The sequence below is a fragment of the Kibdelosporangium persicum genome, from assembly GCF_013280595.1.
Taxonomy (GTDB): Bacteria; Actinomycetota; Actinomycetes; order Mycobacteriales; family Pseudonocardiaceae; genus Kibdelosporangium; species Kibdelosporangium persicum.
The window spans coordinates 1-23,219 of sequence record NZ_JAAATY010000024.1; the positions used below are offsets into that span (position 1 = coordinate 1).

Annotated in this window: 18 protein-coding genes and 1 rRNA gene; 9 read left to right on the forward strand and 10 right to left on the reverse strand. The window is 68.2% G+C overall.

Features of this window, described 5'->3' with window-relative positions; genetic code table 11:
* Together GC106_RS32990 and GC106_RS49510 are read right to left on the reverse strand one after the other, a co-directional pair.
* Window positions 1-162 (reverse strand): 16S ribosomal RNA (locus tag GC106_RS32990); the annotation flags it as partial.
* A gap of 453 nt (window positions 163-615) precedes the next feature.
* Window positions 616-3,960, reverse strand: a complete 3,345-nt coding sequence (locus GC106_RS49510) for an FkbM family methyltransferase (RefSeq protein WP_173138715.1) — start codon at window positions 3,958-3,960, stop codon at window positions 616-618.
* 149 nt (window positions 3,961-4,109) lie between these two features.
* Between GC106_RS49510 and GC106_RS33000 the strand changes: the two genes are divergently transcribed.
* The gene (locus GC106_RS33000; protein WP_173138717.1) at window positions 4,110-4,637 is read left to right on the forward strand and encodes a SigE family RNA polymerase sigma factor; all 528 of its coding nucleotides are present in this window, start codon (window positions 4,110-4,112) and stop codon (window positions 4,635-4,637) included.
* Window positions 4,637-5,389 carry a hypothetical protein gene (locus GC106_RS33005; protein WP_173138719.1) on the forward strand — a complete coding sequence of 251 codons (753 nt, stop codon included), beginning with the start codon at window positions 4,637-4,639 and terminating at the stop codon, window positions 5,387-5,389. The genes GC106_RS33000 and GC106_RS33005 overlap by 1 nt, the downstream gene beginning before the upstream one ends.
* Window positions 5,390-5,421: 32 nt before the next feature.
* On the opposite strand, the gene glnA is transcribed toward GC106_RS33005, so the two are convergent.
* Complete coding sequence (gene glnA, locus GC106_RS33010; RefSeq protein WP_173138721.1) at window positions 5,422-6,765, reverse strand: type I glutamate--ammonia ligase; 1,344 nt, start codon at window positions 6,763-6,765, stop codon at window positions 5,422-5,424.
* A 68-nt stretch (window positions 6,766-6,833) separates the two neighbouring features.
* Window positions 6,834-8,090, reverse strand: a complete 1,257-nt coding sequence (locus GC106_RS33015) for an MFS transporter (RefSeq protein ID WP_173138960.1) — start codon at window positions 8,088-8,090, stop codon at window positions 6,834-6,836.
* Between the two features lie 61 nt (window positions 8,091-8,151).
* Here GC106_RS33015 and GC106_RS33020 point away from each other — a divergent pair, with 61 nt between their 5' ends.
* The 4 genes from GC106_RS33020 to GC106_RS33035 are packed head-to-tail and all read left to right on the forward strand — an operon-like array spanning window position 8,152 to window position 11,728.
* Window positions 8,152-9,117 carry a GlxA family transcriptional regulator gene (locus GC106_RS33020; RefSeq protein WP_217281292.1) on the forward strand — a complete coding sequence of 322 codons (966 nt, stop codon included), beginning with the start codon at window positions 8,152-8,154 and terminating at the stop codon, window positions 9,115-9,117.
* Between the two features lie 35 nt (window positions 9,118-9,152).
* Window positions 9,153-9,827, forward strand: coding sequence for an LppX_LprAFG lipoprotein (locus GC106_RS33025; protein ID WP_173138730.1), 675 nt, complete (start codon window positions 9,153-9,155; stop codon window positions 9,825-9,827).
* Window positions 9,827-11,344 carry an MFS transporter gene (locus GC106_RS33030; RefSeq protein WP_173138732.1) on the forward strand — a complete coding sequence of 506 codons (1,518 nt, stop codon included), beginning with the start codon at window positions 9,827-9,829 and terminating at the stop codon, window positions 11,342-11,344. The genes GC106_RS33025 and GC106_RS33030 overlap by 1 nt, the downstream gene beginning before the upstream one ends.
* Window positions 11,345-11,392: 48 nt before the next feature.
* The gene (locus GC106_RS33035) at window positions 11,393-11,728 is read left to right on the forward strand and encodes a hypothetical protein (protein WP_173138734.1); all 336 of its coding nucleotides are present in this window, start codon (window positions 11,393-11,395) and stop codon (window positions 11,726-11,728) included.
* A gap of 247 nt (window positions 11,729-11,975) precedes the next feature.
* Here GC106_RS33035 and GC106_RS33040 read toward each other — a convergent pair whose 3' ends face one another.
* Window positions 11,976-12,938 carry an ABC transporter substrate-binding protein gene (locus GC106_RS33040; RefSeq protein WP_173138736.1) on the reverse strand — a complete coding sequence of 321 codons (963 nt, stop codon included), beginning with the start codon at window positions 12,936-12,938 and terminating at the stop codon, window positions 11,976-11,978.
* 59 nt (window positions 12,939-12,997) lie between these two features.
* The gene (locus GC106_RS33045) at window positions 12,998-14,596 is read right to left on the reverse strand and encodes an alpha/beta hydrolase (RefSeq protein WP_173138738.1); all 1,599 of its coding nucleotides are present in this window, start codon (window positions 14,594-14,596) and stop codon (window positions 12,998-13,000) included.
* Between the two features lie 67 nt (window positions 14,597-14,663).
* Here GC106_RS33045 and GC106_RS33050 point away from each other — a divergent pair, with 67 nt between their 5' ends.
* Complete coding sequence (locus GC106_RS33050) at window positions 14,664-15,401, forward strand: class I SAM-dependent methyltransferase (RefSeq protein WP_173138739.1); 738 nt, start codon at window positions 14,664-14,666, stop codon at window positions 15,399-15,401.
* A 7-nt stretch (window positions 15,402-15,408) separates the two neighbouring features.
* On the opposite strand, the gene GC106_RS33055 is transcribed toward GC106_RS33050, so the two are convergent.
* On the reverse strand, window positions 15,409-16,968 hold the full coding sequence (locus tag GC106_RS33055) for an alpha/beta hydrolase (RefSeq protein WP_173138740.1): 1,560 nt from the start codon (window positions 16,966-16,968) through the stop codon (window positions 15,409-15,411).
* 152 nt (window positions 16,969-17,120) lie between these two features.
* Between GC106_RS33055 and secA2 the strand changes: the two genes are divergently transcribed.
* Both secA2 and GC106_RS33065 read left to right on the forward strand, forming a co-directional pair.
* Complete coding sequence (gene secA2 / locus GC106_RS33060; RefSeq protein WP_173138964.1) at window positions 17,121-19,457, forward strand: accessory Sec system translocase SecA2; 2,337 nt, start codon at window positions 17,121-17,123, stop codon at window positions 19,455-19,457.
* A 318-nt stretch (window positions 19,458-19,775) separates the two neighbouring features.
* Window positions 19,776-21,494: an NAD+ synthase gene (locus tag GC106_RS33065; protein WP_173138741.1), complete on the forward strand. Its 1,719-nt coding sequence runs from the start codon at window positions 19,776-19,778 to the stop codon at window positions 21,492-21,494.
* A 145-nt stretch (window positions 21,495-21,639) separates the two neighbouring features.
* On the opposite strand, the gene GC106_RS33070 is transcribed toward GC106_RS33065, so the two are convergent.
* The 3 genes from GC106_RS33070 to GC106_RS33080 are packed head-to-tail and all read right to left on the reverse strand — an operon-like array spanning window position 21,640 to window position 23,181.
* Window positions 21,640-22,473: a hypothetical protein gene (locus GC106_RS33070; protein ID WP_173138742.1), complete on the reverse strand. Its 834-nt coding sequence runs from the start codon at window positions 22,471-22,473 to the stop codon at window positions 21,640-21,642.
* The gene (locus tag GC106_RS33075) at window positions 22,466-22,771 is read right to left on the reverse strand and encodes a type VII secretion target (RefSeq protein WP_173138743.1); all 306 of its coding nucleotides are present in this window, start codon (window positions 22,769-22,771) and stop codon (window positions 22,466-22,468) included. The genes GC106_RS33070 and GC106_RS33075 overlap by 8 nt, the downstream gene beginning before the upstream one ends.
* On the reverse strand, window positions 22,768-23,181 hold the full coding sequence (locus tag GC106_RS33080; protein WP_173138744.1) for a YbaB/EbfC family nucleoid-associated protein: 414 nt from the start codon (window positions 23,179-23,181) through the stop codon (window positions 22,768-22,770). The genes GC106_RS33075 and GC106_RS33080 overlap by 4 nt, the downstream gene beginning before the upstream one ends.
* Window positions 23,182-23,219 lie beyond the last annotated feature (38 nt).

Consider the following 23,219-nt stretch of genomic DNA (forward strand, 5'->3'; position numbering starts at 1 on the left):
TAGACCCAGTTTCCCGGGCTTATCCCAGAGTGCAGGGCAGATTACCCACGTGTTACTCACCCGTTCGCCGCTCGTGTACCCCGAAGGGCCTTACCGCTCGACTTGCATGTGTTAAGCACGCCGCCAGCGTTCGTCCTGAGCCAGGATCAAACTCTCCAACAATGCTTTCGTTGAAAAATTCGACGTCCTGACAAACCAGAACCAATCTGGTCCATCTGTCCATCTCAAAGGAACCTCACGACGAGGTTCATATAAAAGCTCTACTGGCTTTCAATAGATCGACACACTGTTGAGTTCTCAAACAACACACGCACACCTTTTTAGTCCGGCATTTCGCCGACCCGCAAAGGGGCTTGTACTGCAAAGTCTTTGTTTTCTTCGGTTTGCCACTCTACCAGGCTTCCGATTCGGCCCGGCGAGGGGCCCATCGAGAAGCTCAGCTGGTTGGTGGCACGTCGTAGAACTTTACTCGGTCCGATTCGCGGTGTCAAATCCGCTCGACCCGGTGGGCTGTTCCTTCTCAGTGTACCTGAGAGGCTTTCGGCCCTTCGCCGTCCCCGCCAGGCTCTTTCGTCCTGTTCCGTCCGGCTGTCCTTGCGACGGGGAGAAAGTTACTCAGGTACCCGGGGCAATGTCAAATCGGCTGGTCAGCGGCCTGAGCCAGAGGTTTCGCTCCCCCACGGACGACAGCACCTCGGCCATCTCGGGGAGCGGCGTCGTCTGCTGGTCCCCGACGAACGCGGCCTCGTAGCCCCATGTGCGGAACTCGCGGAGCGCGGTCAACGGGTCGTCGCCGAGCTCCTTCATCGCCGACGACGAGAACGAGCAGATCACGTGCGGCCGGTCGCGTCGGAGCAACCGGACGAGACCACCCAACGCACGATGCGTCCGCCCGGGCACATCGGCCTTGACCACGGACAACCGCAACTTGCCGAGCCCCGGCAACGCTTCGATCGCACGGTCGAGCCGCACCGACTTGACCGTCCGCTCGGGCTCCCCGGTGCCTGGCCAGACACTCACCCCGCCACCCAGCGCGGGGTCGGTCACCAGCGTTCCCTCGGTGTCCCACGCGGCGGCTTCGACCACGAACAACCGATCGGCGGTGTGCTCTGGCGTGTTGGCGGCGACGTTGCGTTTCAGCAGGTCAACCGCCTTGGGATCGGGTTCGACGGCGACCACCGCCCCTGAGTTGCCCATCCGGGTGAGCATCCGGAGTGTGTGGTAGCCCACATACGCGCCGATGTCGAGGAAGACCCCGTCCGGCTCGATCAGCGAGTCGATCAGTTCGGCGACCGGCTGCTCCCAGACACCGTTGCTGGACAACAGGGGCAACATCGCGATGTCGTCCGACGGCAGCCGCAACAGGCCGGCGTCGCACAGCACGAGAGAACTCCCGTCCACCCGGCCGTGTACCCGTTCGTGTTCCCGCACCACGACTCGACGCAGTGCGTCAGCGGTCCGGGTCGCGGCCGACGCGGCGCGGATGTTCTCGTCACGTTCACGCGATTGGGCGACGAGCCGGTCCTCGAGGCTCTCGATCCGGCGCAGGGCGGTGTCGAGCGCGGCCGTCAGCCGGTCGACGCGCGGGTCGGGACCGGCCGGAGCCGCCTCCACGCGCCGCGTGGCCGCCAGTTCCTCCTGGCGGCGCAGCACTTCCCTGGTCGACCGCTCCGTCGAGTCCACTATGGATCCGAGCATCGTGCGGACGTGGTTGTCGTAGTGGCTGAGCACACGCAGCACGGCCTTGCGCAGCGCGGGCGCCATCGGGATGCGGTGCCCCACCTCGACGTCCGGCTGGCGCAGCAACGCGTGCCTCGCCGCCTGCAGCGGGGCGAACGGGTCCGGCTCACCGGCCAGCTTGCGGCCATGCTCGACCCGCCAGTTGCGGTACGCGTGCTCGACCCGTTCCCGCAACTGCTCGGCCGACTTCTCGACCGCCCGCACGGCCAGCACACGCGCCCGCCCGGCGGCACCGATCTTGTCGGCCATCGCGGCGTCCGGCGCGAGATCACGCATGAGCCGCGCGGCATGCTGCACGTGTTCGTTCTGACCATCCACACGGGACACGAACATCACACTGTCCGAATCGAACAGCTCAGCGGCCACCCCGATGTTCGTGGTGATCAGCGGAACGCCCCTGGCAGCGATCGAACCCAGCTCACTCGCGGCCGCGCAATCCTTGTCGTGCAACAGAACGACCCAGTCGGCGGCGTCAACCGCCAGCCGGTGCGTCGCTTCCGCCTCGACCAGCCGGATCCTCCGGTCGTGCGCGGTGGCCAGCCGGAGGCGTTCGGCAGCGGCTCGTTGCCCTGCCGCGCCCCGGACAGCCAGCAGGAGTGTCACGTCCGAACGGTCGGGGAACGCCGCCCGGAACGCGGCGACCACATCGGTCTCGTTCGGACAGGCGCCTTCCTCGTGGTCCACGAAGCTGGTGAACACCGCGCCGCCGGAGATGCCCAGGTTCGCCAACGCCTGGTCGCGTTCGTCCTCGTCCCGTTCCCCTTGGTCCGGCACAGGCAACACAACGGCCTCTGCTCCAGGCGGTGCCGGCCACGGCACCCATACCTCGTCCACGCCGACAGGACGCGGCGCCGGTTCGTCACGGACCTGGATCACGTGCCGCTCGCGCGGCAGGTCCGTAACGTCGTCACAGCACAGCACCACGGGATAGCGCGGGTCCGACGAAATCGGCAGTCCAGACGCGCCGGCGCTCAGCCGTACGGACTCAGCGAGCGGACCGACGCCCAGCACAGACACGCCCAACTGGTCGACGAGCTCCACGCGCACCGCCGACGGCGCGGGCACAGCGACGGGATGCAAGCGGCCCTGCAACACGCCTTCGGTCTCACACCACCGACGGAACTCCTCGGCGTTGCCACCGAACGGGTCCGGATAGCGCTCACGCAGCCACGGGTCGTCCTGCCACAGCGCGTACGCCCACTTGGTGCTGCCTGACAGGCCGTCGACAGTCGAGCAGGCCCAGCGCAGGAACGCTTTCTCGTCGTCCGCCGCGGGAGGCGGCTCGGTGCCGACGGCCATCGCGTCGTGCCACGCCGACCGGAACTCGGCACGCAGGCCCTCCGGCAACGGGGTTCCGTCCGACAACCGGGCGAAGGGTTTGCCCTTGCCCGCCATTCCGGCGTCGACGAGTTTCGCCCGGTAGTCGTCACACAGGCTTTCCAGTCCCGGCCGTTCGGACAGCAGCGTGCGCGGCCGTTCGGTGATGTCCGCGGAAAGCAGCCACGGCTTCTTCGGGTCGAATCCGTGGAAATGCACGGTCCGCAGCATCACCGGCTCACCGATCGGCACGGCCGTCACGCAGTAGCCGTTGGTCAGTAGCTCAGGGTCACGCTGGCCGGCGTTCCAGACCGAAAGGCCGATCCCGACGTCCCGGATGACGTGGTGTTTGGCCAACGCGGGCAGCCCGTCGAGAAAGCCGTCGGCCGTTTCGGGCGTCCTGGCCGCGTGCTCAGCCCACGAGGTGAGCACGTCATGCGCGCCCGGCCCGACCGCGAGGAACCCGGGTTCGTAGACACCGGCCTCGATGAGGTCCTCCGGCGTGGGCGCGAGCCCGTCGTGCGGCAACGGCTGCAACACCCGAGGCACCAAGGCGAAGTCGCCGTGTTTCAACGCGTCCTTCACGATCGTGTCGACTGACGCGAGCACCAGCGTCCACGGGTCGAGGTACAGCACCGGGCCGTTGGCCAGCAGCGTCTGCAGTAACCGCGGCCGCAGCACGGCACGGACCTGCTCGGCCGTGTAGGCGGTCGACAGCATCGCGAGTTCGGCCTCGCCGATCCCGATGTCGGCCGGAGTCAGCACATCCCCGCCGGGTTCGCCGTCCACCAGCAGGATGTCGAACCGCGCACCGGGATGGACGGCTCGGAACGACTCGGCTGTCACTCGGGCGGCGGGAAGCTGGGCGCTGGTCGCCACCGTGCACGCAGACACTTCGGTCACGGACACGAAAGTAGCGCGCCGAAGATCACCCGTGTCCCGCTGCCCACCCGAGGAGATCGTCACCCCAGGTCAGCCCGCTGTGAGCGGAAATCCCGGTGGTTGCCGAGCCGGAGGGCAACCGTTTCGTGCGGGACGGAGTTTGACCGGGCATGAGACTCCACGGTGGTTCCCGTGAGCTGGACCCAGCGTTCGAGGACTTCGTCCGCAGCCGGTCACCCGCCTTGCTGCGTACGGCCTTTCTGCTGGTCGGCGACCGTGGCCATGCCGAGGACCTGCTGCAGACCACGTTGTTGCGTGTCGCTTGGCGCTGGTCGGCTGCCAGTGCGCAGCCCGAAGCCTATGCGCGCCGTGTGCTGGTCAACCTCAGCCGGGACCGGTGGCGGAATCTGAGCCGCCGGGTCCGGGAACGACACCAGTCCGAACTCCCCCAGCTGCCGTCGCCGGACGCCAGCGACCGGATCGCCGAGCGGGAGTCGCTCGTGCGGGCGTTGCGCCTGCTGCCGACACGGCAACGCGAGGTCATCGTGTTCCGGTTCTTCGCGGACCTGACGGTCACGGACACCGCACGCGCTCTCGGGTGCAACGAGGGCACGGTCAAGTCGTACACGAACCGGGCGTTGGGCCGGTTGCGCGAGTTGCTGGCGGAGCCACGAGAGATCGAGGTACAGAAGTCATGATGACCCATGACGAGCTGCGCGCTCGGCTGCGTGACGCGTCAGCGGATCTCGCGCCGCGTGACGATTTGCTCAAGTCGCTGGCGGAGGGGCACGTACGCAGGCACAAGCGGGTGCGGCGGGGTTTGATCGGGGGTTCGGTGGCGGCGACAGTTCTCGTGGCCGCGCTGCTGGGCACGATGCTCACCGGAAGTCCGCCACCGGAGCAGGTCGATCCGGCCAGGCCGACTCCGGCGCAGATCCTGGCGAAGGCTCGGGCGGCCGACGAGGCCGCGCAGAACATGATCATGTGCTTCGGCAGCGGCGGCGGACCGCAGTGGCGGAGCAACGGCTTCGCGCTGAGGTCGGAGAACCTGGGCAGGGTCACCCAGCTCGGCTCGGATCTGATCGCCAGGCCCGACGGCCTGCGGCAGGTGGACCACAGCCGGCGAACTGTGCTGTTCACCAGAATGCCTGGCGCGGACGCGATCAGGCACCTGTTCGTTCCTGGCACCGGAGACGCGCGATGGTGGCTACGCGAGGACGCCAAGGTGCAGTCGGTGAGCATCGGCAAGTCCATCCACCTGACCATGTCCGCGCCCACCGGATTCACCGAATACCAGGTTTACCTGGACCTGGAGACGTTCCTGATCAGGCAGGTCGTGGCCGACGGAGTGCTCCTGAACTACTGGTGGCTGCCTGCCACGAATGAGAACCGCGAGCGGGTGGCACAGTCCATACCGCCCGACTACCGGGAAACCGTCGTCGGCGAGTAAAGCGTAAGGGCCCTCAGGTGAGGGCCCTTTCCTTACAGCACTGGTAGGAGTGCCTTCAGCTCGTACGGCGTCACGCTGCGCCGGTACTCGTCCCACTCCGCTCGCTTGTTGCGCAGGAAGAAGTCGTACACGTGCTCGCCCAACGCCTCGGCGAGCAGTTCCGAGTTCTCCATCTCCGCCAACGCCTCGCCCAGGTTCTGCGGCAGGTTGGCGTATCCGGCTGCCCGACGCTCCGCGTCCGACAACGACCACACGTCGTCCTCAGCCGCAGGCGGCAGTTCGTAGCCCTTCTGCACGCCCTGCAACCCCGCCGCGATGATCACCGCGTAGGCCAGGTACGGATTGCACGCCGAGTCCAGGCTGCGGATCTCCACACGACGCGACGAAGCCTTGCCGAGTGAGTACATCGGCACACGAACCAAGGCTGAGCGGTTCGCGTGGCCCCAGCACACCGCGGTCGGTGCCTCACCGCCGACGATCAGGCGCTTGTACGAGTTCACCCACTGGTTGGTCACCGCGGAGATCTCCCGCGCGTGCTTCAACAGACCGGCGACGAACGCCTTGCCGACCTCGGAGAGCTCGTACGGGTCCTCGGCGTCGTAGAACGCGTTGCGGTCGCCCTCGAACAGGCTCAGGTGCGTGTGCATCCCGGAACCAGGCTGGTCAGAGAACGGTTTCGGCATGAACGACGCGTGCACGCCCTGCGTCAGCGCGACTTCCTTGACGACATAGCGGAACGTCATCACGTTGTCGGCCATGGTCAGCGCGTCGGCGTAGCGCAGGTCGATCTCCTGCTGACCGGGCGCGCCCTCGTGGTGACTGAACTCGACCGAGATGCCCATCGCTTCGAGGGCCTCGATGGCGTGCCGCCGGAAGTTCGTGGCCGTGGCGTGCGAGGCCTGGTCGAAGTAGCCGCCGTTGTCCGCGGGCTGCGGGATGCTGCCGTCCGACGGCAGGTCCTTGAGCAGGAAGAACTCGATCTCCGGGTGCACGTACACGGTGAAGCCCGCCTCGCTGGCGCGCGCGAGCGACCGGCGCAGCACGTGCCGCGGGTCGGCCCACGACGGCGAGCCGTCGGGCATCGTGATGTCACAGAACATCCGGGCCGAGTAGTGGTCGCCCTCCGGCGTCTCCCACGGCAGCACCTGGAACGTGGACGGGTCCGGTTTGGCGACCATGTCGGACTCGTAGATTCGGGCGAACCCCTGGATCGCCGAGCCGTCGAAGCCGATGCCCTCGGCGAACGCGCCCTCCAGTTCCGCGGGCGCGACCGCGACGGACTTCAGGAATCCCAGGACATCGGTGAACCACAGCCGGACGAACCGGATGTCGCGCTCCTCGAGTGTCCGCAGGACGAACTCTTGCTGCCGATCCATGGCGTGAGCCTAGGCAGCACTTGTTAACGGCATGTTTCGAGGGGGTGCCCGGAACCGATCACGGAGTGTCAGATCACCTCGGCCGGCTTGGTGCGTCTGATCGCCAGCGACATCAGCGCGGCGACCATGCACAGCGCTCCCGCGCCGTACCAGGCCATGTCGTAGCTGCCGAGGTGGTCACGGGTCGCACCGGCGGCGGTCGCGGCGAACGCGGCGCCCAGCTGGTGTGACGCGAAGACCCAGCCGAACACGATCGGGCCCGACATGCCGAACCGGTCCCGGCACAGCGCGACGGTCGGCGGCACGGTGGCCACCCAGTCCAGGCCGTAGAAGATGATGAACGCCCACATCGGCGGCTCGACGGTCGGTCCGAACAGGTTCGGCAGCAGCAGCAACGAACCGCCGCGCAGGGCGTAGTAGGCGCCCAGCAGCCAGCGCGGGTCCACCCGGTCGGTCAGCCAGCCGGAGAGGATCGTGCCCGCGACGTCGAAGATCCCGACCAGCGCAAGCAGGCTCGCCGCGGTCGTCATCGGGATGCCGTGGTCGTGTGCGGCGGGCACGAAGTGCGTGCCGACCAGGCCGTTGGTGGACGCGCCGCAGATCGCGAACCCACCGGCCAGCAGCCAGAACGTGCCGCTGCGCATGGACGTCCCGAGCACCTGCATGGCCCGGCGGGCCGCACCCTTGTTCGGCGGCGGAGGCGGCTCCTCGGACGTCGCCCCGAGTGCGGTCGTGCCGACGTGGCTGGGGTGGTCACGCAGGAAGATCACGACCACCGGCACGACGAGCAGCGCCACTCCGGCGATGACCAACGAGGCCGGACGCCAGCCGATCGACGTGGCCATGTTCGCCACGACCGGCAGGAAGACCAGCTGGCCGGTCGCTCCCGCGGCGGTCAGCAACCCGCTGACCAGGCCGCGGTGCCTGACGAACCACCGCGAGGTGACGGTCGCGACGAAGGCAAGGGCCATCGACCCCGTGCCGACGCCGACAAAAACTCCCCAGAAGAGGATCAGCTGCCAACTCGCCGTCATCACGACGGTCAGCCCGGAGCCCGCCGCCACCAGCACCAACGCGCTGGCCACGACCTTGCGCATGCCGAAGCGCTCCATCAGCGCCGCGGCGAACGGCGAGATCACCCCGTAGAGCACGAGGTTCACCGACACGGCGAACGAGATCGTGCCGCGCGACCAGCCGAACTCCTGGTGCAACGGGTCGATGAGGACTCCGGGTGCGGCGCGGAAGCCGGCCGCGCCGAGCAGTGCGACGAAGGAGACGCCTGCCACCCACCAGGCCCAGTGCACACGCCTGGTCCGCACATCCATCTGTGTCACCCGGACAGCGTGACCGTGGATCACCATCGGAAAAAGTGGCCAGAACGCCAACATGTGCAAGAATCTGGCCATGTCGCATGTGGTCGCGGTCCTGGCCTTGTCCGAGGTCATCGGCTATGACATGACCATCCCGCCGATGATCTTCGACGCCGCGGGTAAGCACTACGACGTACGCCTGTGCAGCCTCGACGGCAAGCCGGTCCAGGCGTACGGGGGCTACCGGCTGCTGCTCGACCACGGCCCCGAGGTGCTGGCCGAGGCGGACACCGTGATCATTCCCGGTACGCGGATGCGCGGCCCGCGGTACGAGGGCACACTGCCAGGCGAACTGGCCGAAGCCCTGGCGACCATCCGGCCGGGCACCCGGATGATGTCGATCTGCACCGGCGCGTTCGTGCTGGCCGCCGCCGGCTTCCTCGACGGCCGCCGCGCGACGACACATTGGCAGCACTCGCAGACGTTCCGTGAGCTGTACCCGAAGGTCCAGCTCAACGAGGACGTTTTGTTCGTCGACGACGGCGACGTGCTGACCTCGGCCGGGCTGGCCGCGGGAATCGACCTGTGCCTGCACGTGCTGCGAAACGACCACGGCAGCGAAGTGGCCAACCACGCGGCGCGCTACTGCGTGGTGCCGTCGTGGCGGGACGGCGGTCAACGCCAGTTCATCGAGCGCCCGCTGCCGGAGATCGGCGAGGCGTCCACCGCCGCGACCCGCTCGTGGGCGCTGGAACGACTCTCCGAAAGCCTTGACCTGGACACCCTCGCCGGGCACGCCAGGATGAGCGTGCGCACGTTCAGCCGCCGGTTCCGGGCGGAAACCGGGATGAGCCCGGGCAAATGGCTGCTGCGCCAACGGCTGGAACACGCCAGGCACCTGCTGGAGAGCACGGACCTCGCGATCGACCGGGTCGCCGCGGAATCCGGCCTCGGCACGGCGGCGTCCCTGCGCCAGCACCTGCGGGTGAACCTGGGCGTGTCACCGTTGGGCTACAGGAAGGCCTTCCGGGCGCCTTCTTGAGGTTGTCTCAGCCGGTGCGCCCTACGATGCGTGCCATGTTCAAGCGTCTGCTGTTGCTCGGTGTGCTGGGGCTCGTCACCACCGCCGGTTGCACGTCGGAGTCGAACGAACCCGGCGGCAGTGCGTTGCCCGACGGCGCGAGCCTGCTCAAGGACGCGTCCGAGGCGATGAAACCGATCAACAGCGCCACCTTCGCGCTGAAGGTGAACGGCCAGGTGCCCGGAATCCCGGTCAAGGACGTCAGCGGCGACCTGACCAAGGCCGGCGACGCGGTCGGCAAGGCCAAGCTCGACCAGTTCGGGCAGACCTTCGAGGTCGACTTCGTGCTGTTCGCCAAGAAGCTGTACATCAAGGGCATCACCGGCTCGTGGCAGGAGTTCGGCGACGCGACGCAGATCTACGACCCGTCCGCGATCCTCGATCCGGACCGGGGCGTCGCCAGGTTGCTCGGCTCGATCCAGTCGCCGGTCACCGAGGGCACCGAGGACGTCAACGGTGTCAAGACGTACCGGGTCGCCGGCCGGGTCGGCAAGGACGTCGTCGCCGGGCTCGTGCCGAGCGTCCAGTCCGATGTGAACGTCAAGGTCTGGGTCAAGCAGGACGGCAACCACCAGCCGGTGCGCGCGCTGGTCGAACTGTCGCCCGGCAACTCCGTCGAGATCACGCTGTCCGAGGTGGACAAGCCGGTCACCGTGAACAAGCCGATCTGATGGTCGTTGTGGGGGTGCCCCGGAAAGGCCGCAAGGTCGCGATCGGGGCAGGGGGTCTCGCGGTCCTGCTCGGTGCGCTGGACACGTACGTCGTCGTCAGCGTGCTCAACGACATCATGCGCGACATGAACATCGCGGTGAACCGGCTTGAGCAGGCCACCCCGATCGTCACCGGGTACCTGCTCGGCTACATCGCCGCGATGCCGTTGCTCGGGCAGGCGTCCGACCGGTTCGGCAGGCGTGCGCTGCTGCAGGCGTGCCTGGTCGGGTTCACCGCGGGCTCGATCATCACCGCCGTCGCGACGGATCTGCCGATCCTGGTCGTCGGCCGGGTCGTGCAGGGCATCGCCAGCGGCGCGCTGCTGCCCGTGACGCTCGCGCTCGCCGCGGACCTGTGGGCCGAACGCAAACGGTCGACCGTGCTCGGCGCGGTCGGCGCGGCACAGGAACTCGGCAGCGTTCTCGGACCGATCTACGGTGTCGTGCTGGCTGTCGCGTTCGGCTCGTGGCGCGGTCTTTTCTGGGTGAACGTGCCGCTGGCGATCATCGCCATGGTCGCCATCCACTTCACGGTCCCCGGACGGGACAAGCAGGGCGCGGCACCGGCCAAGGTGGACATCACCGGCGGCGTGCTGCTGGCGGTCACGCTCGGGCTGGCGGTCGTCGGGTTGTACAACCCCGATCCGCAGCGTGCGGTCCTGCCGCCGTGGGGCATTCCCGTGCTGATCGGTGCCGTCGTGGCGTTGGTGGCGTTCCTCGCGTGGGAGAAGTTCGCCCGGACCAAGCTGATCGACCCGTCCGGTGTCCGGATGGGGCCGTTCCTCGCCGCTCTGGGCGCGTCCGTCGCCGCGGGTGCCGCGCTCATGGTGACGCTGGTCAACGTCGAACTGATCGCCCAGACGCTGCTCGGCAAGGACCGGACCGGCGCGGTCTTCCTGCTGGTGCGCTTCCTGGTCGCGTTGCCCGTCGGCGCGGTGCTGGGTGGCTGGCTGGCGAGCCGGATCGGTGACCGCTGGGTGGCGTTCGGCGGCCTGCTCATCGCCGCCGCCGGCTACCTGCTGGTCTCCGGCTGGCCGGTCGACGTGCTGGCCGCGCGGCACGACCTCGGGCTGGTCTCGCTGCCGCGGCTGGACACCGACCTGGTGATCGCCGGCCTCGGGCTTGGACTGGTGATTGGACCGCTCTCCTCGGCGGTGTTACGCGTTGTACCCGCGGCGCAACACGGCGTGGCGTCCGCGGCTGTCGTGGTGGCCAGGATGACCGGCATGCTCGTCGGTGTGGCTGCCCTCACAGCCTGGGGTCTTTACCGGTTCCACAGCCTGACCGCGGACCTCGACACGCCGCTGCCGTTCGGCAAGACGAAGGAGCAGTTCGACGCCGAAGCCGCCGAGTACAAGGCGAAACTGTTCGGCGCGCTGAACACCGAGTACAGCGAGATCTTCCTGATCACGTCGGTGATCTGCCTGCTCGGAGCCCTGCTCGCGCTGGGTGCGGGTGCCACCCGCCGGCACGATTGAGGTCGATCGTGGATTGCGAAGGCGCGGCGATTAAGAGACCCTTCAAATGTGACCGAGCAACGGGTCGTACTGAATCTAGACGAAGCCGGCGTGGCGGTTGATCTGCCCCGGCTGGACAATGCGCAGGATCTGGTCCAGGAAGTGGCGTATCGCCCGGTGGATTTCCGCGACGACGATCTGCCTTCCGCCTTGGAACGGTCGGCAGCCTGGCTACGGAAAGCCGAGCAGTGGCTCGGCGAGCCAGTGGACGTCCTCGCCATCCACCTGGACTACGACGACAGTGGAGACGCGCCGTACTACGAGGTCAAGTTGTTGTGCAACGACGAGGACCTCGCCGGTGCGCCGATCGCCGTCCGGGAACAGCAACGGCGCGCCTCTCCCTGAAGCGGCACTCTGCGGGGCGGCTCGGCGCTAGAATCGGTGGAGTAACGCGCTGCTGATCAAGGATGTGCGCCATTACCCCACCGAACGATCTCTTCAGCCACGCCAACGCCGACGACGCGGGTGCCGCGCCACGGGCGGAAGGCAAAGCCTCCCATCAGAACCTCTTCAGCCAGCAACCGCAGGAATCGACCGGAACCGAGGTTGCGCGGCCGAAATCGTTGCCGCGCAACCCGTTCCAGCTGCCGTCCTAGAGCAGCATCCTGCCGGGGTCGACGTCCTCGGTCAGCATCCCGTTCGCCTTCATCAGCGTCACAACACCTTTCAGGCGCTCGACGTCGATGCCGCTGGGGTACAGGCCGAGCCGGAGCACCCCGGCGATGGACGGGTCCACCTTCGCGTAGCCGGTGACGACGCTCTGCACTTCCGCTGTGTCACCCGCGTCCCGCTGCGCCCTGACCAGCGCGCGCCGGAAGGCGTCGACCGTCTTCGGGTTCTGCTGTGCGAACTTCGCGCTCGTGGCGTACCCCGCGATGGGCAGATCGGTGGCCTCTCCGGTGATCGTGTCCAGCACCGGCACCGCGCCGATCTCCCGGACCGCCCGCGTGATGAACGGCTCGACCAGCAGCGCGGCCTCGATGTCCTTGCGCTGCAACGCGGCCTGCATGTCCGGGAACGCCATCTCGGTGAACTGCACGGTGTTCGCGTCCGCGCCCTTGGCCTTCATCGCCGCCCGCACCGCCAGTTCGGCGACGTTGGCCCGGGTGTTCACGCCGACCTTCCTGCCCGCCAGGTCCGCCGGTGTCTTCACGGCCGAGTCCGGTGTGGTCATCACGAGGAACATGTCCGGCCTGCCGCGGTAGGCGTCGGCGACGAGCTTGAGGTCGGCCACGCCCTTGGCCTGCGCGGCGAGGAACGAGACCCAGTTGCCGAAGGTCACGTCCAGCTCGCCGTTCACCAGCCCGGGGATGCCCGCGGCGCCGCCCTGGATCGACTTGAGCTCGACTTCGACGCCCTCGTCGCGGAAGTAGCCCTTCTTGATCGCGATGTGCACCGGCGCGATGTCGATGATCGGCACCACGCCCAGCCGGACCTTGGCCTGTTCGACGCCCGGCGTCGCCGGTTGCTCACCGGACAACAAGCCACAGCCGGAAACCGTCGTGATGAGCGTGGCGGCGAGTGCGCCGACGAACGCGCGGCGTGGGCGAGTCATGCGCACAGGATGGCACGCACCAGCGTGGCCGACCAGCTTCTTCACGCTCCAATGAAGACTCAAGAGCACTTCATGCCTTCCCCGGGGAGTTTCAGCTCGATCAGGTATGCCGCGCCCGCATCGTCGACGCAGTCGTTGTCACCCAGGAACGCGGTGTGGCTGTTCGTCTCCACCGTCAACAGGCTCGCACCGAGCGCCTTGGCCAGTCGCACGCCCGCCTCGTAGGGCGTGGCCGGGTCACCGGTCGACGAGATCACCAGAACCTGGGGCAGCCCGGGAACCTTGGGCTCATGTGGCTGACTGGTGCTGGGCACCGGCCAGAACGCGCATTCGTCCAGCGCGGCGACGACCTCGTCGTCGTTCAGCGGGCTCGTCGGCACGCCCTCCCGGAGGCGGCGCGCCTGCTCCTCCACCACCGCACGGTCCTTGATCTGTGGGTCGTCGACGCAGTGCACGGCGGTGAACACGTCATGGATGTTGGAGTACTTGCCGTCCGGGCCACGGCCCAGGTACACGTCGGCCAACTGCAGCAGCGTGGTGCCGTCCGTCCCGGTCAGGTGGACGAGTCCCTCTTCCAGCAGACTCCACGTCTCCTCGCTGTAGAGGCACAGCGCCACCGCCGTCATGGCGTCCGAATAGGACAGCTGACGGGCGCCCACGGGTATCGGATTGGCCTTCAACGGCTCCAGCATCGCGTCGAGCTTCGCCTCCGCCTGCGCGGCGTCCCGGCCGAGCGGACAGGTCTGTTTGGTCACGCAGGCGGCCGCGAACGCGTCGAAGGCCTTCTTGAACCCGTTGGCCTGCCCGATGGCACTGGTCGTCCGGTCGGCGGTCGGGTCGACCGCGCCGTCGAGCACGAGCGCGCGGACGTTACCGGGAAAGGCTTCCGCGTAGGCGGTGCCGATCCTGGTGCCGTACGAGAAGCCGACGTAGTTGAGCTTCCGCTCGCCCAGCACGGACCGCAGCACGTCCATGTCCTTGACGACGTCCCGCGTCCCGACGTTCGCCAGCACGTCGGCGCCGGTGTTGGCGGCGCACTTCTCGGCGTACGCCTTGTTGTCCTTCTCTTCCTCGGCAACGGCTTGCGGGCCGGTCAGCGGCGGCTCCACCCGCTCGGCGTCCTTCTCCGCGTCGGACAGGCACTTCACCGCCGGTTCACTCGATCCGACGCCCCGGGGGTCGAACCCGACCAGATCGAACCGCTCGGACAGTGGATCATCCCACCTCTCGCGGGTGAGGGCCGCCGCGGCCACCATGCCGGACTGGCCAGGACCGCCCGGATTCATCACCAGCGCGCCGATCCGGGCCGCGGGACTGCCCGCTTCCTTGCGCAGCAAGCCGATGCTGATCTCACGGCCGTCCGGTTTCGCGTAGTCGAGTGGTACCCGCAGTTTCGCGCACCGCAGGTCTTCATCGTCGTACAGTGCTTCGCTGTCGGCGTCTGTGGCGTAGTCCGCACAAGCCTCCCACTTCAAGGGCTGCGCGTAGAACCTGTCCAGTCCAGGCGGAACCGGACCGACCGGCCCGGACGCCCCGGCACCGACCGGTGTTCCGGGCACGACCGCGGAACAAGCGGTCAGCGCGAGCAGTGTGGCCACCCCCAGCGCTCCGATTCCCCTGGCACGGCGCACGTTTCCCAGATCGGGCGATAACGGCATTTCGTTACGATTCCTTGCCTGGCCGGGAGAACGGCCGGATCGGGGCGGCTGTGCCAGGATGGGCCGCATGCCCGCCCTTCCCAAGAGTTCCGCCGAAGTCGCCGACGGGCCCGTGGCCAACGACTACGACAGTTTCGCCGAGGCGTACACGGCCGAGACCGATGCCAACCTCATCAACGGCTATTACGCGCGGCCGGCGATCCTGAACCTGGCGGGGGACGTCGCCGGCAGGCGGATTCTCGACGCCGGCTGCGGTTCGGGCCCGCTGTTCGCGGCGCTGCGCGACCGGGGCGCCGTCGTGACCGGCTTCGACTCCAGCGCCAAGATGGTCGAACTGGCCCGGCAGCGGCTCGGCGCCGACGCGGCGCTGAGCGTCGCCGATCTGGGCAGCCCGCTGCCGTTTCCCGACGGCGCGTTCGACGACGTGGTCGCGTCGCTGGTCCTGCACTACCTGGAGGACTGGGCCGCGCCGCTGGCGGAGCTGCGGCGCGTGCTCAGGCCCGGCGGACGGCTGATCATGTCGGTCAACCACCCGATCGTCTACAAGCTGTTCTATCCCCAGGCCGACTACTTCGCGACCGTCAGGTTCGCCGAGGAGTACACCTTCGACGGGCAGAAGGCCGTGCTCGCGTACTGGCACCGGCCGCTGCACGCGATGACCGACGCCTTCACCGCGGCCGGTTTCCGGACGGCCGTCATCAGCGAACCGCCGCCGGCACCGGGCGCCCACGAGCGGTTCCCCGACGAACTCGGGGACAGGCATGCCTTCCTGAGCTTCCTGTTCTTCGTGCTGGAAGCGGTCTGACCGCCGCTCACCCATCGCACGTGGTCCCGGCCGGTGGCACGGTCAGATCGACCAGGTACGCGATGCCCGCGTCGTCGACACACCGGTTTCCTTGCAGGAACGCGGTGTGCTGCGTCGCCTCGTACGTCACCAGCGCGCCGCCGAGCGCCTTGGCCAGGTTCACGCCCGCCTGGTACGGCGTCGCCGGGTCACCTGTGGTCGAGACCACCAGAACCGGTGGCAGACCTTGGATTTTCGGCAAGTGCGGCTCGGAAGTGTTGGGCACCGGCCAGAAAGCACACGCGTCCAGTGCGGAACTGGTCGGACGGCCGTCGTCGAGGAACGGCGCCACCTGCTTGTAGCGCTCCTGTGCCTGGACGACCAGCGTCTTGTCGGTGACACGCTGGTCGTCGACGCAACGCACGGCCGTGAACGCGTCCTGGGTGGTGGAGTAACGGCCGTCCTGGCCACGTTCGAAATAGGTGTCCGCGAGCAGCATCAACGTCTGGGCGCGTTGCCGCTTCAAGTCGCCGAGGCCCTTGTTCAACGTGTCCCACAGTTCTTCGGCGTAGAGCGCCTGGATGACCGCGGTCGTCGCGTCGGAGTAGGAGAGTTTGCGGCCGCCCTCGCCGAGGTCCACCGGCCGGTCGATCAACGGCCGCACCAGGTTCCAGTAGTTCGGCAGCACCTGCGCGGGGTCCTGGCCGAGCGCGCAGTCCGGGCGCTGCACGCACCACTGCGTGAACGCGTCGAAGGCCTTCTGGAAACCCTCGCCCTGCGCGACGAGCTCCTCGACCACGTTCTGCTCGGGGTCGAGCGCTCCGTCGAGCACCAGCGCGCGCACGTTCCGCGGGAACGTCTCGGCGTACGTCGTGCCGAGCCGGGTGCCGTAGGAGTAGCCGAGATACGACAACTTCTCGTCACCCAGCACGGACCGCAGCACGTCCATGTCCTTCACGACGTCCCGCGTGCCCATGCTGGCCAGCAACGCGGCGCCGTCACCAGTCCGTTCGACGCATTTGCGCGCGTAGTCGCGCTGCTCCGCCTCGACCTTGGCCACGCCCTGCGGCGAGGCGTCCAGTTCGTCGTCCTCGGCCCGTTCGGCGTCGCGCTCCTGGTCGGTCAGGCATCTGATCGCGGGTTCACTCGACCCGACGCCACGGGGGTCGAACCCGACGAAGTCGAAGCGCCTGCCCAGCTCGGTGTCCTTGGCCTGGCTCGCCGACCGGATCGCGGTGCCGAGACCGGACGCGCCCGGACCGCCCGGATTGACCAGCAACGAGCCGATCCGGCGGCTGGGATCGGTCGCGGCCACCCGCAGCAGGCCGAGGGTGGCGGTCGCGCCGCCCGGATTGGCGTAGTCGAGGGGCACGGTCAGCCGCGCACACCGCGCGCCGGGGTCCTTGAAGGTGTCCCGGTCGCCGGCGGTCCGGGCGAAGGGGGCACAGTCACCCCAGGTCAGCGACTGGCCGTAGAACCTCTCCATTCCTGCGGGTACCGTCCCCTTCGGCCCCCGTTGTTCCGTGGAGGACGGCACAACGGGCGCTCCGGTGGACGAAGTGCAGGCCGCAGACGCTGCGACCAGCATGGATACGAGGGAGAATCGCCACGTACGGCCGCTCAATGTCACATCTCGATAGTGCCATTGGGGCGAATGACGGGCCGGGCGGAACTCGACATGAACACCGTCGCGTTAAGGCTGTGCGTGCCCTGTGATGCTGGAGGTGCCTGGTGGCGAAGATGCTCGCCAAAGTCAAGGGCCGGCTGCGCCGGTTCCTGGAACGGCCTGCGTCGGTCGAGCTGACCAAGTACGAAGCCCTGCTGCCCAAGATCGCCGACCGCGAGGAAGACATCGCGAAGCTCAGCGACGAGGAGCTGACCAGTCGGGTCGGCAAGCTGCGTGCTTCGGAACGGGAACTGGCCGACGACGAGCTGGTCGAGTTCTGCGCGTTGGCCCGTGAGGCGGCCAAGCGGGCGCTGGACGAGCGCCCCTACGACGTGCAGTTGCTCGGCGTCATGGGCATGCTCTCCGGACACGTCGTGCAGATGGCGACCGGTGAGGGCAAGACGCTCGCCGGTGCGCTGACGGCCGCCGGATTCGCCGTACGCGGCAAGCGTGTGCACGTCATCTCGGTCAACGACTACCTCGCGAAACGTGACGCGGAGTGGATGCGGCCGGTGTACGAACTGCTCGGCGTTTCGGTCGGGTACGTCGGCGAGAAGGTGTCGGCCGAGCACCGGCGCGAGGCGTACGCCTCCGAGGTCTGCTACGGCTCGGTCAGCGAGATCGGCTTCGACCTGCTGCGCGACCGGCTCGTCACCAAGGCCGAGGACCAGGTCCAGGTCCCCAACCCGGCCGCGGTCGCCCTGGTCGACGAGGCCGACTCGGTCCTGGTCGACGAGGCCAAGGTCCCGCTGGTGATGGCGGGCTCGGCCGAGGGCGTCGAGCGCGACGCCGACATGGCCGAGATCGTCCGCCGCCTGCGCGCGGGCGTGCACTACGAGGAGGACGAGGACGGCCGCAACGCGTGGCTGACCCCGTCCGGGGCCAAGGCTGTGGAGAAGGCGCTCGGTGGCGTCGACCTGTACGCCGAGGACAGCCCGTACCTCGCGGCCGTGAACGTCGCCCTGCACGCGCACGCGCTGCTCGAACGGGACGTCGACTACATCGTCCGGGACAACAAGGTCCAGCTGATCAACACCTCCCGTGGCCGGATCGCCGCGCTACAGCGCTGGCCGGATGGGCTGCAGGCGGCTGTGGAGGCGAAGGAGGCCGTCGCGGCGACCGAGAGCGGCGAGGTGCTCGACTCGATCACCGTGCAGGCCCTGATCGCCCGCTACCCCAAGGTCGCGGGGATGACGGGGACCGCGGTCGCGGTCGCCGAGCAGCTGCGCGAGTTCTACAAGCTGGAAGTCGCGGTCATCGCGCCGAACAAGCCCTGCATCCGTGAGGACGAGCTGACCAGGCTCTACACCACGGAGGAGGCCAAGGAAGACGCGCTGATCAAGGAGATCGTCGCCACCCACGAGACGGGACGGCCGATCCTGGTCGGCACCCTGGACGTGGCGGAGTCGGAGCGCATCGCCAAGCGGCTGTCCGAGAACGACCTGGCCTGCGTGGTCCTCAACGCCAAGAACGACGCCGAGGAAGCCGCGATCGTCGCCGAGGCAGGTGCGTACAACGCGATCACGGTGTCGACCCAGATGGCCGGTCGCGGTACCGACATCCGCCTCGGCGGCCATGACGAGGCCGACCACGACAAGGTCGCGGAACTCGGCGGCCTGTACGTCATCGGCACAGGCCACTACCCGTCATCCCGCCTGGACGACCAGCTGCGCGGGCGCGCGGGCCGTCAGGGCGACCCGGGTGGATCGGTGTTCTTCTCCAGCATGGAGGACGAGCAGCTAGCCCAGTACGCGCCCGAGGTCCAGCTGCACGTGCTGAAGGAACCGCCGGGCGAGGACGGCCTGATCAAGGACAAGACGGCCCGCGCCTTCGTGGCCCACGCCCAGCGTGTCGCCGAGGGCGTCGAGCTGGAGATCCACCGCAACACCTGGCGCTACACCCGCCTGATCGAGCAGCAGCGCGACATCATCATGGAGCACCGCGACAAGATCCTGCACAGCGACGTCGCGGACACTCTCTTCGAGAAGCACGCGCCCGAGCGGCACAAGGAGCTGGTCGAGGAGCTCGGCGCCGAGATCGTGGCCGAGGCGGCCCGTCAGATCCTGCTGTACCACCTGGACCGCCGCTGGGTCGACCACCTCGGCTACACGTCGGACGTGCGCGAAACCGTGCACCTGCGTGCCCTGGCCAAGGAAACCCCGATCGACGAGTTCCACCGCGCGGTGGTGCCCGCCTTCAACCAGATCGTCCCCGAGGCGCACGAGACGGCGATCGCCTCGTTCGACACGGTGAAGATCGGCGAGAACGGCGCCGAGCTGGAGGAAGCCGGGCTCAAGCGGCCGACTTCGACGTGGACCTACATGGTCTACGACAACCCGTGGGACTCGGATGCCGAGCAGGCGTTGAAGAAGGTCCGCGCGCACGTGAAGAAGGTCAAGGCGGAACGTTAGCAAGAGCAGGCGGCGCGCCCGAGCGACAAGCGAAGGCGCGCCCCCGGCACACAGCGCAGGCGCGATCTCACAGGAAGTAGCGCCACGTCAAGCATTTCGGCGCGCCAGCCCTGCCCGCGTCCTTGCCCTGCCGTCGCGGCGCGCCGCCCTGGCGGAAGCCAACCGGTCCGCTCGGCGAGTTAGGACCCATCTCGCCTGGTAACCCTTGTGAAGTGACCCTCGCGAGGGCCGGTTGCCCGTGGCAGCATGGCTGGATCTGCGATGATCCGTGCGCCACATTTCCGCCTCTGAGGCGAAAACATGCGGGAGGATAGCGGTATGCCTCAACTGCGCATCGCCGCCGCTCAGGTCAACACCCGGGTCGGTGACCTGGCCGGGAACGCCGACCTGATCGTCGAGTGGACACGCAAGGCCGCCGAACAGGGCGCGCATCTCGTGGTCTTCCCCGAGATGGCACTGACCGGCTACCCCGTCGAGGATCTCGCCTTCCGCGAGTCCTTCACCGCCGCCTCCAAGCGGACTCTCACCGAGCTGGCCACCCGCGTCGCCGACGCCGGGTGCGGCGCTGTCGCGGTGTACGTCGGTTACCTGGATGCCGACGACGTCGGGCCACGAAACGCCGCCGCGGTGCTCTACGAGGGCGAAGTGGTCGCGACGCAGTTCAAGCACCACCTGCCCAACTACGGCGTGTTCGACGAGCGCCGCTACTACAAGCCCGGGCAGACGCTGGACATCGTCCGGTTGCACGGCGTCGAGATCGGCATGGTCATCTGCGAGGACCTCTGGCAGGACGGCGGGCCGATCACGGCACTCGGCCAGGCCGGTGTCGACCTCGTGGTCTCCCCCAACGCCTCGCCGTACGAGAGGAACAAGGACGACCAGCGCCTGCCGCTCGTCGCCCGGCGCGCGGCCGAGGCGGGCGCGCCGCTGGTGTACGTGAACCTGATCGGCGGCCAGGACGAGCTGGTGTTCGACGGCGACTCGATGGCCGTCTCGATCGACGGTGCCCTGCTGACCAGGGCGCCGCAGTTCGTCGAGCACCTGATGATGATGGACATGTCCCTGCCGGGCGGCGCGTCGCGAGAAGCGGGCCAGTTCGGCGAGTTCGCCGTCCGCCGCGTCCGGCTGTCGGACGAGCCGGTGCCCGAGTACCAGCCGCTGCCCATGCCGCCGGCGGCCGAACCGCTGCCCGAAGAGGCCGAGGTGTGGTTCGCACTGGTCACGGGCCTGCGCGACTACGTGCACAAGAACGGTTTCCGCTCGGTGACCTTCGGCATGTCCGGCGGCATCGACTCCGCCGTGGTGGCCGCACTGGCCGCCGACGCGTTGGGCGGCTCGTCGGTGTACGGCGTCTCGATGCCTTCGGCCTACTCGTCCGAGCACTCGAAGGACGACGCCGCCGACCTGGCCCGGCGGATCGGCGCGCACTACTCGGTCCAGCCGATCGGGGAGATGGTCGAGGTCTTCGTGGAGCAACTGGGCCTGACCGGCCTGGCCGAGGAGAACGTGCAGGCACGCTGCCGTGGCGTGACGCTGATGGGCCTGTCGAACCAACACGGCCACCTCGTCCTGGCCACCGGGAACAAGACCGAACTGGCCGTCGGTTACTCGACGATCTACGGCGACGCCGTCGGCGGATTCGCCCCGATCAAGGACGTCCCCAAGACCCTGGTGTGGCAACTGGCCCGGTGGCGCAACGCCGAAGCGGAGAAACTGGGCGACGTCCCGCCGATCCCGGAGAACTCGATCACCAAACCACCGTCGGCCGAACTGCGTCCCGGCCAGCTCGACGCGGACTCGTTGCCCGACTACGAGCTGCTCGACGACATCCTCGACGACTACGTGGAAGGCGACAAGGGCTACTCCGACCTGCTCGCCCAGGGCTTCGCGGCGGAAGTGGTCGACAAGGTGCTGCGCATGGTGGACCTGGCGGAGTACAAGCGCCGCCAGTACCCGCCCGGCACGAAGATCAGCGTGAAGGGCTTCGGCCGGGACCGCCGCCTGCCGATCACCAACGGCTGGCGCGAAGGCCACTAGCGCGCGACCGCCGATCGCTTCGACGATGCCGCGGCCGTGCCGACAGGACGCGCCAGCCCGGCTTGCCGCGGCCGCCGAAGGTCGAGGACGGCGTCCCGTCGCGGGCACGCCCGTCTTGAGTCGTGCGGGCCTGCGTACGGGAGTTCTACCTGCCCTTTGGTGGCGGCGCCGATCCCTGCTGCGCTGGATGCGCCAGTTCGTGGCCGAGCAGGCCGCGGGTGCGGCCCTGCGCCCGTGCCACCTGCTCCGGGGCCGCCTTGCGGGAACTCAGGTCCTTGATCGAGTTCCCGACGGCGCTCAGCTGGGTTTGGATCTGGTCGGACCGGCCCGCCGGCCGCATGCCTCGCTGCTGCCCACCGGACGCGTAACTGTCCCAGAGGCGGGTGATCGCGCCGATGGTGGTGATCAGGGTGTTGATCGGCTTCTCCGCGTTCGCCACGCCGGCCAGGGCTTGGCGTTCGATGTTCGCGACCGGTTTGGCGAACGTGCTGACCAGGTCGCCCGCCTGCGCGAGCACCATCGACGTCATGCCGCCTTCCAGGGCCATCAGGTGGCGTACCAACGAGATCAGGCGCTGGATCATGTCCGTGATCAGGTCGTTCGCGGCCGAGCGGCTCTGCCCGATCACTTCGGCGGTCAGTTGCACGACCGCGGCGGCCTCCTTCGCGGCGGAGGCGAATTCCGCCAGGGAGCGGGAGAAGCCGTCGGCTCGCGCCCGGTACTGGTCCGCGGACGTGCCACGCCAGTCCGCCGTTCCCTGGGCCACCGCCTGTCCGAGCTGTCCCTGGATCTGCGTGATGCGGTTCGAGACCGTCATCCATGCGTCGAGGAACGCGTGCACGCCGGAAGCGTTGCCCTCCATACGATCCAGTATCTGTTGCAGGGGCGCCACCAGGCCGGTCAACTGACCGAGGCCCGCGGCTGACAACGCGTCGACAGGCCGCATTGACGCGGAAAGCGCGTTGATGTTGTCAGACACCGACGCCTCCGAAGCCCGATCCGGTCTCCTTTTCCCGGTGGGTGAACATCCCCGCGCTTTCCCGCACGCCGTCAGACGTCGCGATCATCGCCCGTACGCCCGACTCCAGCGCACGATTCCCCGCTGTCACAAGCTGATCCACCAGCGCGGTCAAGGGGTGCCCGACCTGTCCCAGCGCGTCGGAGGGAAGGCGGGTTTGCGCAGGATTGGTCGCGCCTTGGATTTCGTCGGCCAACGTCGTCAGCGCACGAGCGTGTGCGGTCAAGGCGTCGCCGACGACTTCGTATCCCTCGCTCATGTGGGCCCTCCGATGTCCTCCAGGACAGGCCTCTCATCCCAGTCGTCCTTGTCCCCGACCACGACCATGTCGGCGCGCTTGGACGGCGGTTCGGTGCTGGGGAAGCGTTCTCGGGCCGAAGCGAGTACGAGGTGTGTGTTCGGGTCCTGCGGCCCAACGGTTTCGAGCATCGCCGTACGCATCAGGTCCGGGATTCTGGCCTGTGCCCGGCGCAGCGTCGCCATGATCTCCTCGGCGAGGGCACGGTCAGGCAGTCGAAGATCCGTCAGCACACCGGACGCCGACACGGTGACCCGCACCGACCCGTCCGGCGAGGTGTCCGAGACCTGGATCTGATCGACCCGGTCGCTCATCCGCCGGTACGCCGCGGCGGTCGCATCGATCTGCCGTTCCCAGTCGGCACCAGGCACGAGCACACCTCCCCTGGTTCTCAGGACAACCAAGGTAG